Source organism: Streptomyces sp. NRRL B-24484 (genome assembly GCF_000717715.1).
Lineage (GTDB): Bacteria > Actinomycetota > Actinomycetes > Streptomycetales > Streptomycetaceae > Kitasatospora.
Genome location: NZ_JOAI01000056.1, coordinates 22,849 through 39,023 on the forward strand (window position 1 = coordinate 22,849; position 16,175 = coordinate 39,023).

Sequence of the window (16,175 nt, forward strand, 5' to 3'; positions counted from 1 at the left end):
CTTCCCCTGTACCGGCGGCGCCCCCGCGAGGCGGAGCCGTTAGTGTGGTGCGCCATCCGGGTGCTCGTCATCCGGCGCCCGCGCACCGCCGCCCGCCCCGCGGGCACCGGCCACCCCGGTGGACCGGTCCCGGCCGGACGGCGCGCGCACCACCCGCCGTCGTCCACCGGCTGCGTCCGCCGAAGGCCGCGTCCGCCGAAGAACCCCTGGGGCCAGCGAACTCGATGACTGCCTACAGCCACCAGAGCGGCTTCTCCGCTGCCCGGCCGCCCGCGTACCCGCGGCACCTGGTCACCGCCGTGATCGTCTCGCACGACGGCGCGCGCTGGCTGCCGCAGGCCCTGGCCGGCCTGCTCGGCCAGGACCGGCCCGTCCAGCGCGTCCTCGCCGTCGACACCGGCTCCACCGACAACTCGCCGCAGCTGCTCCAGGACACCCTCGGCGACTGGCTCCCGGAGGGCGGCCCGCTCGTCCTCGGCCGCCGCTCCGGCTTCGGCAACGCCGTCGCCCAGGCCGTCTTCAACAGCCCGCCGCTGCGCCCCGAGGACCTCCCCTACAGCCTCGACCCCTCCGGCTACGACCCCGTCACCGGCGGCTGGGACGACTACGACGACCCGCTGGGCCGGCAGGAGGACGGCCTCGGCCGCACCGGCCCGCGCGAGGCGAGCCCCACCGAGTGGCTCTGGCTGCTGCACGACGACTGCGAGCCCCAGACCGACGCGCTGCGCAGGCTCCTGCAGGTCGCCGACTCCACCCCGTCCGCCGCCGTGGTCGGCCCCAAGCTGCGCAGCTGGTACGACCGCCGGCAGCTGCTGGAGGTCGGTGTCACCATCGCCCGCTCCGGCCGCCGCTGGACGGGGCTCGACCGCCGCGAGCAGGACCAGGGCCAGCACGACCAGGTCCGCCCGGTGCTCGCCGTCTCCAGCGCCGGCATGCTCGTGCGGCGCGACGTCTTCGAGGAGCTCGGCGGCTTCGACAAGGCGCTCCCGCTGATGCGCGACGACATCGACTTCTGCTGGCGGGTCAACGCCGCCGGCCACCGCGTCGTCGTCGCCCCCGACGCCGTGCTGCGGCACGCCGAGGCCGCCAGCCGCGAGCGCCGCGCCATCGACTGCGGCCCGGAGCACCCGCACCGGGTCGACAAGGCCGGCGCCGTCTACACCCTGCTCGCGAACTCCCGCGGCGCGCTCTTCCCCTACGTCCTGCTCCGGATGATCCTCGGCACCCTGCTGCGGGTGTTCGCCAACCTCGTCGGCAAGGACCCCCGGCAGGCGTACGACGAACTCGCCGGCCTCAACCACGAGCTCATCCGGCTGCCCCGGCTGCTGCTCGCCCGCAAACGCCGCAAGCGGACCCGCTCCGCCGACGCGCTCGACGACCGCAGCCTCTTCCCGGCCCCCGGCGCGACCGCCCGGCTCGCCGTCGAGACGGCGATCTCCTCGCTCGGCATCGGCGGCGGCGACGACCACGGCGCCGGCCGGCACGGCTCGGTCGAGTCCGGACCGGGCGACGACGACGCCGACGACCTGGTCGTCGAGCAGTTCGTCCTGCTGAAGAAGCTCGTCCGGCGCCCCGCACCGGTGCTCTTCGCCGCCCTGCTGGTGTTCGCCCTGGCCGCCTGCCGCAGCCTGCTCGGCACCGGGGACCTCTCCGGCGGCGCGCTGCTCCCGGCCTCCGACGGCCTGGCCGGACTGTGGAACACCTACGCCGGCTCCTGGCACCCCGTCGGCACCGGCTCCACCGCCGCCACCCCGCCGTACCTGGCCGTGCTCGCCGTCCTGTCCGGGATGCTGTTCGGCAACGCCAACCTGGCGCTCACCCTGATCGTCGTGCTGTCCGTGCCGCTCGCCGCGGTCAGCGCGTACCTGGTCTCCCGGCCGCTCATCGAGTCCAAGATCGTCCGGGCCTGGGCCAGCGCCACCTACGCGCTGCTGCCCGCCGCCACCGGCGCGATCGCCCAGGGCCGGATCGGCACCGCCGTCTTCGCCGTGCTGCTGCCCCCGCTGGCCCGCGCCGCGGCGATCGCGGCCGGCCTCGGCATCCGCGCCGAGAGCGCGGCCAAGGGCGCCCGGCCCGGCTGGCGGCCGGTCTGGATGACCGTCTTCATGCTCACCCTCTCCACCGCCTTCGTCCCGCTGGCCTGGGCGATCGCCGTGCCGCTCTGCCTCGCCGCACTCGCCCACGCGGTGCTGCGCGGCGGCGCGTTCGGCACCGGCGGCACCGCACTGCGGCTGCTCGGCCTGCGCGTGCTGGTCATCCTCGGCGTGCCCGTCCTGGTGCTCGCACCCTGGTCGCTGCAGGTCCTGACGCACCCCTCGCGGCTGCTGCTGGAGGCCGGCGTCCCCGCCTTCAGCGGTCACGCCGCCACCCCGCTCGGCCTGCTGCTCGCCAACCCCGGCGGCTCCGGCACCCCGCCGGTCTGGCTCTCCGCGGGCGTCGTGCTCGCCGCGCTCGCCGCGCTGCTGCGCGCCGACCGGCGCCGCGCGGTGCTCGCCGCCTGGGGCGCGGCCGGCGCCGGCCTGGTCTTCGCCGTCGCCGTCGCCGGCACCACCGTCACCCCCGCCTCCGGCGGTCCCGGCACCGCCGCCTGGGCCGGCCCGGCCACCCTGCTGACCGGTGTCGCACTGCTGGCCGCCGCCGCGATCGGCGCCGACGGCGCCAACGCCCGCGTCTCCGGCATCGCCTTCGGCTGGCGCCAGCCGGTCGCCGCGCTCGTCCTGGCCAGCGCCGTGCTCGCCCCGCTCGGCACCGCCGTGTGGTGGGCGATCGCCGGTGCCGACGGCCCGCTGGAGCGCACCCGCGAGTCCCAGCTGCCCGCCTTCATCGCCGAGCAGGCCGGCACCACCGACCGCTCCCGCACCCTGGTGCTCACCGGCCGGGCGGACGGCAGCGCGGTCGGCTACGCGCTGGTCCGCGACGCCGGACTGACCCTCGGCCAGGCCGAGGCCACCGTCGACGCCGCCGCCATCGAGGGCCTGACCGGCCTCACCGGTCGCCTGCTGGCCGGCTCCGGCGGCGACCAGGCCAAGGCGCTCGGCGACTACGGCATCGCCTACGTCGAGGTGAAGGACCCGCTGACCGCCAAGGTCCGCGACGTGCTCGACACCACCCCCGGCCTGACCCGGCTGAGCCGCGACAACGGCATCGCCCTCTGGCAGGTCACCGGCGCCCCCGCCACCCGGGCGGTCGTCGTGGCGCCCAAGGGCGGCGGCAGCACGCCGCTGCCGGCCGGCGCCCACGACATCGTCACCGACCTCCCGGCCGGCCCGGCCGGCCGCGTGCTGCGCCTCGCCGAGCAGGCCGACCCCGCGTGGCAGGCCACCCTGGACGGCCGCGAGCTGGAGCCCGCCACCCTGGACGGCGACTGGGCCCAGTCCTTCAAGCTGCCCGCGCAGGGCGGCCGGCTGGAGGTCACCCGCAGCGGCAGCCTCCTGCACACCGGTTGGATCGCCGGCCAGCTGCTGCTCGGCGCGGTCGTGCTCGTCATGGCCCTGCCCGGCCGCCGCAGCACCAAGGACGACGACCTGCCCGAGGAGGTGGTGGCCGCCCAGGCGCTCGCCGCCGCCGCCGCCGAACCGCCGGCACCCGGCAGCCGCCGCGCCCGCCGGATGGCCGAGCGCGGCGAGACCGACGGCACCGAGACCGACGGCGGCGTCTACGCGGGCATCCCGCAGCAGGGCGGCGCCGACGGCCCGGCCGCCGACGAGCCCTACGCGGACCCCTACCAGGCCGACCCGTACCAGAACGACTTCCAGGACGCCTACGGCTGGGACCGGCAGGACGCCGGCGAACCGGACGGCCAGGGCGGCGCCCCCGCCGAGTACGACCAGCAGGGCTACCAGCAGCAGGGGTACCAGCAGCAGGGCTACGACCAGCAGGGGTACGACCAGCAGCCGAACCAGGGCTACCAGCAGGGCTACGAGCAGCAGCAGGGCTACGAGCAGGGCGGCTACGACGGCTACCAGCAGCCGCAGCCGCAGCCGCAGCCGGGCTACGAGGGCGCCCAGTACGCCGACCCGTACGCGCCCTACGGCTACGACGGCCAGCAGTACCAGGGCTACCCGCAGGAGCAGCAGCCCTGGGTGCCGGGCCAGCAGAACGGCGAGCCGTACTACGACCCCGACGACGTCCAGCAGGACGGATACACCAACGGCGGTCACCCGCACCACCACGGAACGGGGAACTGACCCGCGATGAAGAAGCCCAGCATCAAGGCCGCCGGCCTCAAGAAGCCGAGCCTGCCCGAGATCAAGAAGCCGAGTTTCGAGGGCCTGCCCGGCGGCAGCCGCACCGGCCGGTCGCTGCTGGCTGCGGTGGCCGTGCTCGGTGTGGTCTTCGGGATCGCCGAGCTGCGTCCGCCGGCCGACCCGTCCACTGCCGGCTCGGCGGGCGGCGCCACCACCGCGCAGGTGGAGCGCAGCACGCTGGTGTGCCCGCCGCCGCTGCAGGGCCTGTTCGCCACCACCGACCTGACGCTGTACAACCCGGCCGGCGGCAAGGCGGAGGGCGGCACCGCCTCGCTCTCCGACGTGGCGCCGACCGCGGGCGCCGCGGCGAAGCCCTCGGCCGCACCGTCCGGCAGCGGCTCCGCCGCGCCCTCCGGGAGCCCCTCGGGGAGCCCGTCCGGCAGTGCCTCGGCCAAGCCGTCCGCCGGTGCCTCCGCGGCCCCGGCCGCGGGCGCCCGGCTGACGCTGGCCAAGCCGGGCGTCCCGGTCACCGGCCACGGCCTCGCCGGCGACACCGCGCCCGGCACGGTGGCGACCTCCGAGGGCGGCTTCGCCCCCGGCTTCAGCCTCTCGCAGACCACCACCTACACGGACCAGGCCCGGGCCGGCCTCTACGGCCTGGACTGCGCGCCCTCCGGCACCGACTTCTGGTTCGCCGGGGCCAGCACCGCCCAGGGCCGCGACGACTACGTCAACCTGGTCAACGCCGACTCCGCCCCGGCGACGGTCGACGTCCGGCTGGTGGGTGCCAAGGGCGCGATCGACGTCGAGGCGGCCAACGGCATCACCATGGCCCCCGGCAGCTCCCAGCGGGTCCGGCTGAAGTCCCTGCTCACCTCGGCGGTGGAACCGGACCTCGCCGTGCACGTGGTGGTGCGCGACGGCCGGGTCGGTGCCGCGCTGAACGTCTCCGACGAGGGCAAGGGCGGTGACTGGGTGGCGGCCTCCGCCGCGCCCGCCGCCGTGCAGGTGATGCCCGGCCTGCCGGCCGAGCTGGCGTCGGCCCGGCTGATCGTCGCCGCCCCGGCGGACGACGACGCCGACCTGAAGATCCAGCTCTCCGGCAAGAACGGCTGGTTCAGCCCGGCCGGCAAGGAGAGCCTGCACGTCAAGGCCGGCATGGTCGCCGCCCTGGACCTGGGCCCGTTCACCCACAGCGAGGCCGGGGCGATCCGGCTCAGCCCGAGCGACCCCGCCCACCCGACGCCGGTGGTCGCCGCCGTCCGGGTCGACCGGTCGAGCAACGGCAAGTCCGACGCGGCCTGGATCAGCGCGGCCGGCCCGGTCGGCAAGCGCGCGAGCCTGGCGGACAACCGCGGCGGCGGTGCCACCACCGTCTACCTGACCGCGACGGGCTCCGGCGCGGCGAAGGTCCGGCTCACCGCCTCGGCGGGCTCCGGCGGCGGCACCCCGGCGACCAAGGAGGTCGACGTCCCGGCCGGCAGCACGGTCGTCGTGCCGAACCTGGAGCCGGCCGGTCTGAACGGCGTCTACGGGATCACCGCGGAGACGGTCTCCGGCGGCCCGGTGGTCGCGGCCCGGATGCTCGCCCTGCCGCAGAAGGACGTCCCGATGTTCACGGTGCAGGCGTTCCGGGACGACCACAGCACCGTCACCGTGCCGTACGCGCAGAACGACCCCGGTCTGGTGCTGCGCTGAGCGGAGGGGCGGTCAGTCCTCGTCGTAGCGGGGGTCGATGGCGTCGGGCGAGAGCCCGAGCAGTTCGGCCACCTGCTCGATGAGGACCTCGTGGACGAGCGCCGCCCGGTCCTCGCGCGACTTCGCGCGGATCTCGATCGGGCGGCGGTACACCACGATCCGGCTCTTGCGGCCCTGCGCGGCGGGGACGACCCGGCCGAGCGGCACCCCGTCCGGGTGGTCGTCGCCGTCCTGCCCGGGCAGCGGCACCTCCTGGACGGCGAACTCCACGTCCACCAGCTGCGTCCACCTGCGCTCCAGCCGCTCCACCGACTCGCGGACGTAGTCGTCGAAGAGCTCGGAACGGGTCAGCGAGATCGGCACCTGCGGCGGTGCGAGCGGTCCGCGCAGGCCGCGGCCGTGGCGGTCCCGGTGGCGCGCTCGCCGCTGCCCGCCGGCCGGTGACGGAGGTGTGGGGCTGTCCATATCAGTGTCGAGAGTAGTCCCTGACCGGGCGGAAGTGGACCACCCCGCGGCCCGTGCGGCGGCGACACGGAACGCCCGGCGGGGGTGGGTCGTCGCGGCCCGCCCGGGAGTGCTGTACCGTCCACCCTCGTGAGCTCTGTACGTCGTTGTTCGCGGACCGCGTGCGGCCGGCCGGCCGTGGCGACGCTGACGTACGTCTACGCGGACTCCACCGCCGTGCTGGGCCCGCTCGCGACCTACGCCGAACCGCACTGCTACGACCTGTGCGCCGAGCACGCCGAGCGGCTGACCGCTCCGCGCGGCTGGGAGGTCGTCCGCCTCGCCGCCGACGCCGGCCCCGTCCGCCGCAGCAGCGACGACCTGGAGGCGCTCGCCAACGCCGTCCGCGAGGCCGCCCGCCCGCAGGAGCGCACGTCGCGTCAGGGCGGTCCCGGCGACGTCGAGTCCGGCGAGATCGGCCGCCGCGGCCACCTGCGCGTCCTGCGCTCCCCGGACAGCTGAGCCGACGCCCCCGGCCGGGCCGACCGGCGCGGCGGCGACCGGGCGCCCGATGATCTGACGGCAGCCCCACCACGGCCGGTAGTGTGGCTACCGGCCGGGCACGGCCGCACCGCACACCGCACGAATCTGGAGCCCGACGTCCATGAGCCTGCCGTCCTTCCTGCTGGAGATCCTGGTCTGCCCGCAGTGCCACGCGCCGCTCGCCGAGAGCTCCGAGCGGGACGAGCCGGAGCTGCGGTGCACCGGTGACACCTGCGGCCTGATCTACCCCGTGCGCGACGAGATCCCCGTCCTGCTGGTCGACGAGGCCCGCCGCCCCTCCTGACCCCCGCCCGGTGAGCCCGTTGGAGGCCGGCCGAATGCTCGACGACACCCTGCTCGACGATCCGGCCGCCCTGCAGCGCGCCGACCGGCAGCACGCCCTGCTGGCCCTGGCCGGGGCGGGCGCCCGGATCCGCACCGCCGTCCGGCTCGCCGACGAGGCCGGGCTGGCCTCGTTGCGGCCCGAGGGCCGGCCGCGCACCGTCCTGGTCGCCGGGCACGGCAGCGCGCTGACCGCGGCCGAGGTGCTCGCCGCGGTGGCCGTGACCGCCTGCCAGGTGCTGCCGCTCGGCCCGTCCGAGTCCCGCCCCGGCACGCCGGACTCGCTGGCCGCGGGCCTGGTCTGGCAGCTGCCCGGCTGGGTCGGCCCGCTCGACCTGCTGGTCGTCGGCAGCGCCTCCGGCACGGAGGGCGGTCTGATCGGGCTCGCCGAGCAGGCGTACGCGCGGGGCTGCGCGATCGCCGTCACCGCCCCGTCCGGCAGCCCGCTCGCCGCGGCGGCGCTGCAGGTCCGGGCGCTGCTGCTGCCGTTCGCGACGAGCGCGGTCGAGCCGTCCGAGGACCGCGAGGACGAGCCGGACCTGCCCCCCGAGGACCCGGGGGCGCTCTGGGCGCACCTCGCCCCGCTGATCGCCCTCGCCGACCGGGTCGGCGCCGTCCAGCTCCCGGCCGGCTCCCTGCAGGGCGTCGCGGACCGCCTCGACGAGGTCGCCGTCCGCTGCCGCCCCGACTCGGCCGCCTACCTCAACCCGGCCAAGGGTCTGGCCGCCCAGCTGTCCGGCACGGTGCCGCTGGTCTGGGCCGACGGGCCGGTGCCGAACGCCGCCGCGACGCGCTTCGCCGCGATGCTCGCCGACCGGGCCGGCCTGCCCGCACTGCCCGGGCCGCTGCCGCGGACGCTCACCGCCCACCGCGGCATGTTCGTCGGCCACCTCGGTGCCGGCGCCGACCCCGACGACTTCTTCCGCGACCGGGTCGACGAGCCGGAGCCGCTGCAGCTGCAGGTGGTGCTGCTGCGGCACGCCCCCGGCCGACCCGAGGACGACGACCCTGGCTTCGCGGTCTCCCGGGCCCGCCGGCTGGCCGCCGCCCACGACGTGCGGCTCACCGAGTACAGCAGCGCCCTCGACGACCCGCTGCAGGCGCTCGCCGAGCTCACCGGCCCGACCGACTTCGCCGCCGTCTACCTCGGGCTGGCCCGCTGACGGCCGGCTGACGGCCGCCGCCCCGCCCTGACCGGAGATCAGGCTTCCGGTCCGGTCGGGATACTGTGTGCGCTCGACAGCTGAGCCACCGGCCGTAGAGGCCCAGTCGGAGGGACCGGACCACAGCATGAGCACCGAAGGCGGCACCAAGGCACTGGTCGCGGCGCTGTCCGCGAACCTGGCGATCGCGGTCGGCAAGTTCACCGCCTTCGCCTTCACCGGGTCCTCGTCGATGCTGGCCGAGGGCGTCCACTCGGTGGCCGACTCCGGCAACCAGGTGCTGCTGCTGATCGGCGGCAAGCGGTCCACCCGCGAGGCGAGCGAGCAGCACCCCTTCGGATACGGCCGCGAGCGCTACGTCTACGGCTTCCTGGTGTCGATCGTGCTGTTCAGCCTCGGCGGCATGTTCGCGGCCTACGAGGGCGTCGAGAAGATCATCCACCCGCACGAGCTGCGGGACTGGGGCTGGGCGGTCGGCGTCCTGGTCTTCGCCGTGGTGATGGAGGGCTGGTCCTTCTGGACGGCCTTCCAGGAGTCCGCCAAGGCCAAGGGCTCGCTCGGCTGGTCCGAGTACATCCGCCGGGCCAAGGCCCCCGAGCTGCCGATCGTGCTGCTGGAGGACAGCGGCGCGCTGATCGGCCTGGTGCTCGCCCTGCTCGGCGTCGGGTTCACCGTCGTCACCGGCAACGGCGTCTGGGACGGCGTCGGCAGCCTCTGCATCGGCCTGCTGCTGATCGTCATCGCCCTGGTGCTCGCCTCCGAGACCAAGTCGCTGCTGATCGGCGAGTCCGCGGACAAGGAGGTCGTCGCCGAGATCCGCGACGCGCTGGTCGACCACGACACCGTGACCGACGTGATCCACATGCGCACCCTGCACGTCGGCCCGGAGGAGCTGCTGATCGCCGCGAAGATCGCGGTCAACGCCGAGGACACCGCCGCCCAGGTCGCCGCCGCCATCGACGCCGCGGAGGCCCGGGTGCGCCGCGCCGTCCCGATCGCCCGCGCCATCTACCTGGAGCCCGACGTCTACAGCGCGGAGAAGGCCGCCGCCGGCCCCGACCCGGAGGCCACCCCGGGCGGCCCCGCCCGGCACTGACGGACCGGCACCCCGGCCGCCCCGAGCACGGCCGTCGCGGGGCGGCCGAAAACCGTGCCCGGCTCGCTCGTGGTCCGGCCGCGCGGCCGCCGGCTCGGTGTAGATTCGTCCCCAGAGCCAAACGTCGCTGCTGATGGCGGTCGATCGGGGCCGGTGCCCCGGTCGAGGGAGAGAGGTCCTCCGACGGATTGTGCCGCGCAGCAGAGTGCCGACCGACGGCCGCTCTGCGGCCAAGCACACCCGTACACAGGCCCCACGCAGCGAGGAGTACCCCGCATGTCGTCCCTCCCCACCGGTGACTTCAAGGTCGCCGACCTCTCCCTGGCGCCGTTCGGTCGCAAGGAGATCCAGCTCGCCGAGCACGAGATGCCCGGCCTGATGTCGATCCGCGAGGAGTACGCGGCCACCCAGCCGCTGGCCGGCGCCCGGATCACCGGCTCGCTGCACATGACCGTGCAGACCGCCGTCCTCATCGAGACGCTGACCGCGCTCGGCGCCGAGGTCCGTTGGGCCTCCTGCAACATCTTCTCCACCCAGGACCACGCCGCCGCCGCCATCGCGGTCGGCCCCGAGGGCACCGTCGAGGCCCCCGCCGGCGTCCCGGTCTTCGCCTGGAAGGGCGAGACCCTGGAGGAGTACTGGTGGTGCACCGAGCAGGCGCTCACGTGGCCGGACAACCAGACCCCGAACATGATCCTCGACGACGGCGGCGACGCCACCCTGCTGATCCACAAGGGCGTCGAGTTCGAGAAGGCCGGCGAGGCCCCGGACCCGTCCACCGCCGACAACGACGAGTACCGGATCATCCTCGAACTGCTCAACCGCACGCTCACCGAGTCCCCCGCCAAGTGGACCGAGATGGCCTCCACCATCAAGGGCGTCACCGAGGAGACCACCACCGGCGTCCACCGCCTGTACGAGATGCACCGCGACGGCAAGCTGCTGTTCCCGGCCATCAACGTCAACGACTCGGTCACCAAGTCGAAGTTCGACAACAAGTACGGCTGCCGCCACTCGCTCATCGACGGCATCAACCGTGCCACCGACGTCCTGATCGGCGGCAAGGTCGCCGTCGTCTGCGGCTACGGCGACGTCGGCAAGGGCTGCGCGGAGTCGCTGCGCGGCCAGGGCGCCCGCGTCATCGTCACCGAGATCGACCCGATCTGCGCGCTGCAGGCCGCGATGGACGGCTACCAGGTCGCCACCCTGGACGACGTCGTCGACACCGCCGACATCTTCATCACCACCACCGGCAACAAGGACATCATCCTCGCCTCCCACATGGAGCGGATGAAGCACCAGGCCATCGTCGGCAACATCGGCCACTTCGACAACGAGATCGACATGGCCGGCCTCGCCCAGCTCCCCGGCGTGGTGAAGACCGAGGTCAAGCCGCAGGTCCACGAGTGGCGCAAGGCCGACGGCCGCACCATCATCGTGCTCTCCGAGGGCCGCCTGCTGAACCTCGGCAACGCGACCGGCCACCCGTCCTTCGTGATGTCCAACTCGTTCGCGAACCAGACCATCGCGCAGATCGAGCTGTTCACCAAGACCGCCCAGTACCCGATCGGCGTGTACGTCCTGCCGAAGCACCTGGACGAGAAGGTCGCCCGCCTCCACCTCGACGCCCTCGGCGTGCGGCTGACCACCCTCACCAAGGAGCAGGCCGACTACATCGGCGTCCCGGTCGAGGGCCCCTACAAGCCGGAGCAGTACCGCTACTGATCCCGGCCCGCGCCGACCCCGGTCGGCCGCCCGCACCACGACGTGCGCCCGGTGCCCCCCGGCACCGGGCGCACGCCCGTTCCCCCCTCGGCCCGCTCAGACCGTGCCGCGCTCCCAGGCCGCCGGGTCCGTGCCGACCGTCACGACGTGCGGGAGCCAGCCCGCCACACCGCCCACCGCGTCCAGCGCGCCGTTGCTCCCGATCTGCACGCACAGCACCAGGCCGTCGCGCTCCCTGCAGGACGCCGGGTCGACCGTGCCGCCCGCGCCCGGCACCGCCTGCGTCCGGGGCAGCCAGTCCGTGCCGACCGGCACCACGGTGGTGCTGAACGTCTGCGTCGGCGACACCGAGACGGTCAGCCGCAGCCACCAGTCGCCGGCGCCCGACACCGGCCGCAGCAGATCCGCGCCGGTCACCGCGTACGCCGCCGGCACCCCCGTCAGCCGCACCGGCAGCGGCACCGCCCGACGGCCGAACACCACCTTCTCCGCCACCCGCCGCGGCAGCGCCTCCCGCTGGTCCTGCGGCACCGAGGTGGAGGTCAGCTCCGCCCACCGGCCGTCCGCCGTGCGCCAGCGCAGCACCGTCGGCCCGTCCGACGGCACCTCCGAGACCACCCAGAACGCCTCCCGACCGCCCAACGGCGCCGTCGCCCGGAGCGTCTGGGTCTCACCCGGCTGCTGCTCCAGCTCCGGGGTCACCCCCTTCGGGTAGACGACCAGCGCGAAGCGCATCCCGCCGCCCGTCGCGTCGCCGGAGGCCTGCACCAGCGGCCCGTTCGCCCCCGACGAGTAGCGCACCGCCCGCACCGGGTCCGGCAGCCAGCCGAAGTCCGCCTCCACCGACAGCGGCGCGAACCCGTCCGCGACCGGCGCACCGCCCGGCGCGCTCGCATCCGGGCCCGGCGTCCCCGGCGGCCGCGTCACCGAGGGCACCGCCGGCCCACCGCCCGGCCCGGCCGGACCGATCGGCGAAGCCGGCCCGGCCGAACGGCCGCCGAGGCCCACCGCCACCGAGGTGCACACCAGCAGCACCGCGGCCGTCGCCCCCCACACCGACATCCGCCGCCGGGCCACCCGGCCCCGTCCCCGCCGCACCGCCGCACCCGGGTCCACGGCGCTCGGCGGCGCCGCCGACTCCGCCAGCTCCGCCAGCCCGGCGACCAGCTCCTGCTCCGACCTGACCCCGCTCACGCCTCCGCCCCTCCCGCCCGAGCAGGGACCACCCGGCGGCGCAGTGCCGCCAGCCCCCGCGACGTCTGGCTCTTCACATTGCCCGTCGAGCAGCCCAGCACGTCCGCCGTCTGCTCCACCGTCAGATCGCAGTAGTAGCGCAGCACCACCGCCGCCCGCTGCCGCGGCGGCAGCGCCGCCAGGGCCTGCCGCAGGTCCAGCGACGCGTCCAGGTCCGCCACCACGACGCCCGCGTCCAGCTCGGACCCGACCGTCCGGATCCGCCGCCACCACGGCGAGCGCTGCTCCGCCAGGTACGTGTTCACCAGCACCGTCCGCGCGTAGCCGTCCCGGTTCTCCACCCGCCCTGCCCGCGACCAGTTCGCGTAGAGCTTGGTGACGGACTCCTGCACCAGGTCGTCCGCCCGGTGCCAGTCCGAGCAGAGCAGGTACGCGACCTTCCGCAGCCAGCCCGCCCGGGAGGCCACGTACTCGGTGAACTCGGCGTCGCGCACGTGTCGCGCGGAACCCGCCGTCGTCCTCATCGAAGGCCCCCTCCTCCCTCGTCCCGGCGGTGCGCCCCGCACCGCCCGACCCCCTAATGCAGCCGGGACCCGGAAAGGTTGCACGTAGGCTTCGGGCCATGCCCAACGGCCGCTACTCCCTGCACACCGACACCGACACCGGCCCCGCCGGCCACGGCCCCGCCCTGATCGGCGAGGAACGCTTCAGCTGCGCCCCGGGCCCGGCCGGCTGGCGGTACGTCTCCAAGACCTACGCGCCCGACGGCAGCGTCCTCGCCGCCACCGACCTCACCCTCGACTCCCGCTGCCGCCCGCTGCGCATGGAGGTCCGGTCGGGCGGCTGGCAGGTCCGCGGCGGCGCGGTCGACGGCGTCGCCTGGGTGCGTGCGGCCGCCGACGACCCGGCCGGGGACAGCGCGGTGGAGGGCCACGACCGGGCCCACGGCTTCACCGGCACCTCACCGGCCTTCCTGGTCGCCACCGCCCGGATGCTGCGGCTGGAGGAGGGGGCGAGCACGCGGGTGCGGCTGGTGGAGCTCACCGAACCCGTCCTCGCGCCGCGCACCGTCGACCAGGGCTGGCAGCTGTCCGCCGTGGACACCCACGACACCGACAGCGGCCCGCTGCTGGTCGAGCGCTACACGGTCGCCGACCTCGCCACCGGCGAACAGCGGACCGTCCACATCGCCGGGGACGTGGTGCTCTCCGCACCCGGCATCGAGCTGGAGGAACTGGCCTCCCCGCCCAACACCTGGCCGGACCGCTTCACCGGCTGACGCCGTCGCCCGCCCGCGCCGGGCACCGTCAGGCCGGCGGTGCGAAGCCCGTCGAGGGCGGCGCCGGGGGTGCCTGCGGCGGCTGCGGGGCCTGCGGGGGCGTCTGCTGCGCGGGCTGCGGCGGCAGGGGTGCGTACGGCACGGCCTGCGGGGCCTGCGGTGCGTGGTGGCCCGGAGCCGGCACGTACGCCACCGCGGGTGCCGGGGCACCGGGGGCCAGGGTCTGCTGGCGGCGGGCCGCCTCGGCCGCCCGCTCCCACTCGCGCCGCTGCCGCTCGGTGAGGACGGCCGACAGGTAGGCCGCCGGATGCACGCCGTACGGCACGGCGCGGCCCGTCCGCCCGGCGAAGTCGGCCGCGAGCCGCTCCGCCATGTCGGCGGCCACCGCAGGGTCGAGCTGGCCGAGCCGGCCAAGGAACTGCCGCACCGCCAGCCACAGGCCGTCCGGCACCGCCGAGAAGTCCAGGGCCACCAGCTGCTCGCCGATCGCGTGCAGCAGCGCCGGCGGAGCCTGCGGCACCGCCGACTGCGCCCGCGCGGCCTGCGGCAGCCGCTCCCGCACCACCAGGGTGCCCGCGAAGACGTCACCGAGCCGCCGCCCCTGCGGGGAGACCAGCGAGGTGATCACGGCCACCGCGCCCACCGTCATCTGGATCTCCAGCACCGCCACGAGACCCCGCACCAGCGTGTGCCGGAACCGCACCGGCCCGCCGTCCGTCCGGACCACCCGCAGCCCGAGTGCCAGCTTGCCCAGCGAACGCCCGTGGGACAGCGTCTCGACCAGGACGGGCAGCCCCAACAGGAAGAACACGCTCAGCCCGAGCACCACCGCCGCGGCGGCCGCCTCGTCCAGGGCCGGCAGGGCGGTGAGGACCACCGTGCCCGTGATCATCAGCGCGACCGTCTCCACGGCCAGGTCCAGCGCGATCGCCAGCGCCCGGCTGGGCACCTTCGCCGCCCGCAGCCCCAGGACGACGGCCTCGCCCGTCACCAGGTCGCTCACCGCGTCCCCCCATCCGTTCCGTTCGTGATCCCCGGCGGCCAAACATACGGCCGCCCGCCTCTGGCAAGCTAGGCCAGCCCCCGCCCTCGCCGCCCCGTGGAAGTGAGCCGCATGGACCTGGACGTCTTCGTCGCCTCGCACCAGGAGGAGTGGCGCCGGCTGGAGACCCTGAGCCGACGGCGCCGGCCGAGCGGCGCCGAGGCGGACGAGCTCATCGCGCTCTACCAGCGCGCCACCGGCCACCTCGCGCAGGTCCAGACGGCCGCCCCCGACCCCGTCCTGGAGGGCCGCCTCACCACCCTCGTCGCCCGCGGCCGCAGCGCCGTGACGGGCGCCCGCACCTCCTCGTGGCGGGACGCCGGCCGCTACTTCACCGTCAGCTTCCCGGCCGCCCTCTACCGCGCCCGCTGGTGGTGGATCCCCGTCGGCATCGTCTCCCTGCTGCTCAGCGCCCTCATCGCCTGGTGGATCTCCAGCCACCCCGAGGTCCGCGCCAGCCTCGGCGCCCCCGACCAGCTCCGTGAGATGACCCGCCCGGGCGGCGGCTTCGAGGCCTACTACTCCGAGCACCCGGCCACCTCCTTCGCCTTCCAGGTGTGGACCAACAACGCCTGGGTCGCCGCCCAGTGCCTGGTCTTCGGCGTCCTGCTCGGCGTCCCAGTGCTGTGGGTGCTCTTCGGGAACGTGATGAACCTCGGCATCGGCCTCGGCCTGATGTCCTCGGCCGGCCGCCTCGACCTCTTCCTCGGTCTGCTGCTCCCGCACGGCCTGTTGGAACTCACCGCCGTCTTCGTGGCGGCCGGCGTGGGCCTGCGCCTGGGCTGGACGGTCGTCGACCCCGGCCGCCGCACCCGCGCCGCCGCCCTGGCCGAGGAGGGCCGGGCCGCGATCGGCATGGCGATCGGCCTGGCCGCGGTGCTCATGGTCACCGGCGCCATCGAGGCCTTCGTGACCCCCTCCGGCCTGCCCACCTGGGCCCGGATCTCCATCGGCGTCCTCGTCGAGGTGCTCTTCCTCGTCTACGCCCTGGTGCTCGGCCGCCGGGCCGCCGCCTCCGGCGAGCTCGGCGACGTCGAGGCCGCGGACCGCACCGACCTCCAGCCTGTCGCGGCCTGAAACCGGCCCGACGCCTGGTACGCTCTTGATCATCCCGAAGACCATTGACGTGGATTTGACGGGCTAGTAGATTTGAACGGTTGGGACCGGCTGGACAACGGCCGGATCCAGGCGTAGTGTCTACGACACCGTCCAGCCAGGCAGAGCGTCCGTTCGGACCGCCACCCGGCAAGGACAAATCCCGGGACTGACCACTCCGAAGCTTTTGATAAGCTTCTGTGCGAAGTCGAAGGAAATCCCCCCAGCGGGAATCCGAGAAACAAACGGTCGGTAAAACGACCGGGCGCGGATCTGATAAGCTGGGAACACGAAAGAGCGAAACGCCCGGAGGGTCCGCTGGAAGGCGGTCCGAAGGAAGTGTCCGTTCCTTGAGAACTCAACAGCG

The 16,175-nt window shown here is 75.0% G+C and carries 13 protein-coding genes; 9 read left to right on the plus strand and 4 right to left on the minus strand.

From position 1 onward, the window contains the following. Positions 1-224: 224 nt before the first annotated feature. Positions 225-4,187, plus strand: a complete 3,963-nt coding sequence (locus IE98_RS52110; RefSeq protein WP_063749070.1) for a glycosyltransferase family 2 protein — start codon at positions 225-227, stop codon at positions 4,185-4,187. Positions 4,188-4,193: 6 nt separating this feature from the next. Continuing rightward, complete coding sequence (locus IE98_RS0136065; protein WP_078661576.1) at positions 4,194-5,885, plus strand: DUF5719 family protein; 1,692 nt, start codon at positions 4,194-4,196, stop codon at positions 5,883-5,885. Positions 5,886-5,897: 12 nt separating this feature from the next. Here IE98_RS0136065 and IE98_RS0136070 read toward each other — a convergent pair whose 3' ends face one another. Next, on the minus strand, positions 5,898-6,350 hold the full coding sequence (locus IE98_RS0136070; protein ID WP_078661577.1) for a metallopeptidase family protein: 453 nt from the start codon (positions 6,348-6,350) through the stop codon (positions 5,898-5,900). A gap of 84 nt (positions 6,351-6,434) precedes the next feature. Here IE98_RS0136070 and IE98_RS0136075 point away from each other — a divergent pair, with 84 nt between their 5' ends. The 5 genes from IE98_RS0136075 to ahcY all read left to right on the plus strand — a co-directional run bounded on the left by IE98_RS0136075 (position 6,435) and on the right by ahcY (position 11,198). Then, positions 6,435-6,851 carry a DUF3499 domain-containing protein gene (locus tag IE98_RS0136075; protein ID WP_078661578.1) on the plus strand — a complete coding sequence of 139 codons (417 nt, stop codon included), beginning with the start codon at positions 6,435-6,437 and terminating at the stop codon, positions 6,849-6,851. A 142-nt stretch (positions 6,852-6,993) separates the two neighbouring features. Next, positions 6,994-7,176 (plus strand): Trm112 family protein, encoded by a 183-nt coding sequence (locus tag IE98_RS0136080; protein ID WP_030276175.1) that lies wholly within the window; start codon positions 6,994-6,996, stop codon positions 7,174-7,176. Between the two features lie 34 nt (positions 7,177-7,210). Beyond that, a complete protein-coding gene (locus IE98_RS0136085) occupies positions 7,211-8,377 on the plus strand; it encodes an SIS domain-containing protein (RefSeq protein WP_030276176.1) in 1,167 nt (388 codons plus the stop codon). A gap of 127 nt (positions 8,378-8,504) precedes the next feature. Then, positions 8,505-9,473, plus strand: coding sequence for a cation diffusion facilitator family transporter (locus IE98_RS0136090; RefSeq protein WP_030276177.1), 969 nt, complete (start codon positions 8,505-8,507; stop codon positions 9,471-9,473). A 276-nt stretch (positions 9,474-9,749) separates the two neighbouring features. Continuing rightward, positions 9,750-11,198: an adenosylhomocysteinase gene (ahcY, locus tag IE98_RS0136095; protein ID WP_030276178.1), complete on the plus strand. Its 1,449-nt coding sequence runs from the start codon at positions 9,750-9,752 to the stop codon at positions 11,196-11,198. Between the two features lie 96 nt (positions 11,199-11,294). Here ahcY and IE98_RS0136100 read toward each other — a convergent pair whose 3' ends face one another. Continuing rightward, positions 11,295-12,392 (minus strand): hypothetical protein, encoded by a 1,098-nt coding sequence (locus IE98_RS0136100; RefSeq protein ID WP_030276179.1) that lies wholly within the window; start codon positions 12,390-12,392, stop codon positions 11,295-11,297. Continuing rightward, positions 12,389-12,916 carry a SigE family RNA polymerase sigma factor gene (locus tag IE98_RS0136105; protein ID WP_030276180.1) on the minus strand — a complete coding sequence of 176 codons (528 nt, stop codon included), beginning with the start codon at positions 12,914-12,916 and terminating at the stop codon, positions 12,389-12,391. The genes IE98_RS0136100 and IE98_RS0136105 overlap by 4 nt, the downstream gene beginning before the upstream one ends. Before the next feature lie 98 nt (positions 12,917-13,014). On the opposite strand from IE98_RS0136105, the gene IE98_RS0136110 reads away from it, so the two are divergent. After that, a complete protein-coding gene (locus IE98_RS0136110; protein WP_030276181.1) occupies positions 13,015-13,671 on the plus strand; it encodes a hypothetical protein in 657 nt (218 codons plus the stop codon). A 28-nt stretch (positions 13,672-13,699) separates the two neighbouring features. Here IE98_RS0136110 and IE98_RS0136115 read toward each other — a convergent pair whose 3' ends face one another. Beyond that, on the minus strand, positions 13,700-14,674 hold the full coding sequence (locus IE98_RS0136115; RefSeq protein ID WP_043175935.1) for an RDD family protein: 975 nt from the start codon (positions 14,672-14,674) through the stop codon (positions 13,700-13,702). A 111-nt stretch (positions 14,675-14,785) separates the two neighbouring features. Here IE98_RS0136115 and IE98_RS0136120 point away from each other — a divergent pair, with 111 nt between their 5' ends. Further along, complete coding sequence (locus IE98_RS0136120; protein WP_030276184.1) at positions 14,786-15,790, plus strand: stage II sporulation protein M; 1,005 nt, start codon at positions 14,786-14,788, stop codon at positions 15,788-15,790. The last annotated feature ends 385 nt before the right edge of the window (positions 15,791-16,175 follow it).

Bases quoted from the DNA above. Each gene is read 5' to 3' on its own strand.
- IE98_RS52110 (WP_063749070.1), top strand. From the start codon at position 225: ATGACTGCCTACAGCCACCAGAGCGGCTTCTCCGCTGCCCGGCCGCCC.
- IE98_RS0136065 (WP_078661576.1), top strand. From the start codon at position 4,194: ATGAAGAAGCCCAGCATCAAGGCCGCCGGCCTCAAGAAGCCGAGCCTG.
- IE98_RS0136070 (WP_078661577.1), bottom strand. From the start codon at position 6,350: ATGGACAGCCCCACACCTCCGTCACCGGCCGGCGGGCAGCGGCGAGCG.
- IE98_RS0136080 (WP_030276175.1), top strand. From the start codon at position 6,994: ATGAGCCTGCCGTCCTTCCTGCTGGAGATCCTGGTCTGCCCGCAGTGC.
- IE98_RS0136085 (WP_030276176.1), top strand. From the start codon at position 7,211: ATGCTCGACGACACCCTGCTCGACGATCCGGCCGCCCTGCAGCGCGCC.
- IE98_RS0136090 (WP_030276177.1), top strand. From the start codon at position 8,505: ATGAGCACCGAAGGCGGCACCAAGGCACTGGTCGCGGCGCTGTCCGCG.
- ahcY (WP_030276178.1), top strand. From the start codon at position 9,750: ATGTCGTCCCTCCCCACCGGTGACTTCAAGGTCGCCGACCTCTCCCTG.
- IE98_RS0136105 (WP_030276180.1), bottom strand. From the start codon at position 12,916: ATGAGGACGACGGCGGGTTCCGCGCGACACGTGCGCGACGCCGAGTTC.
- IE98_RS0136110 (WP_030276181.1), top strand. From the start codon at position 13,015: ATGCCCAACGGCCGCTACTCCCTGCACACCGACACCGACACCGGCCCC.
- IE98_RS0136120 (WP_030276184.1), top strand. From the start codon at position 14,786: ATGGACCTGGACGTCTTCGTCGCCTCGCACCAGGAGGAGTGGCGCCGG.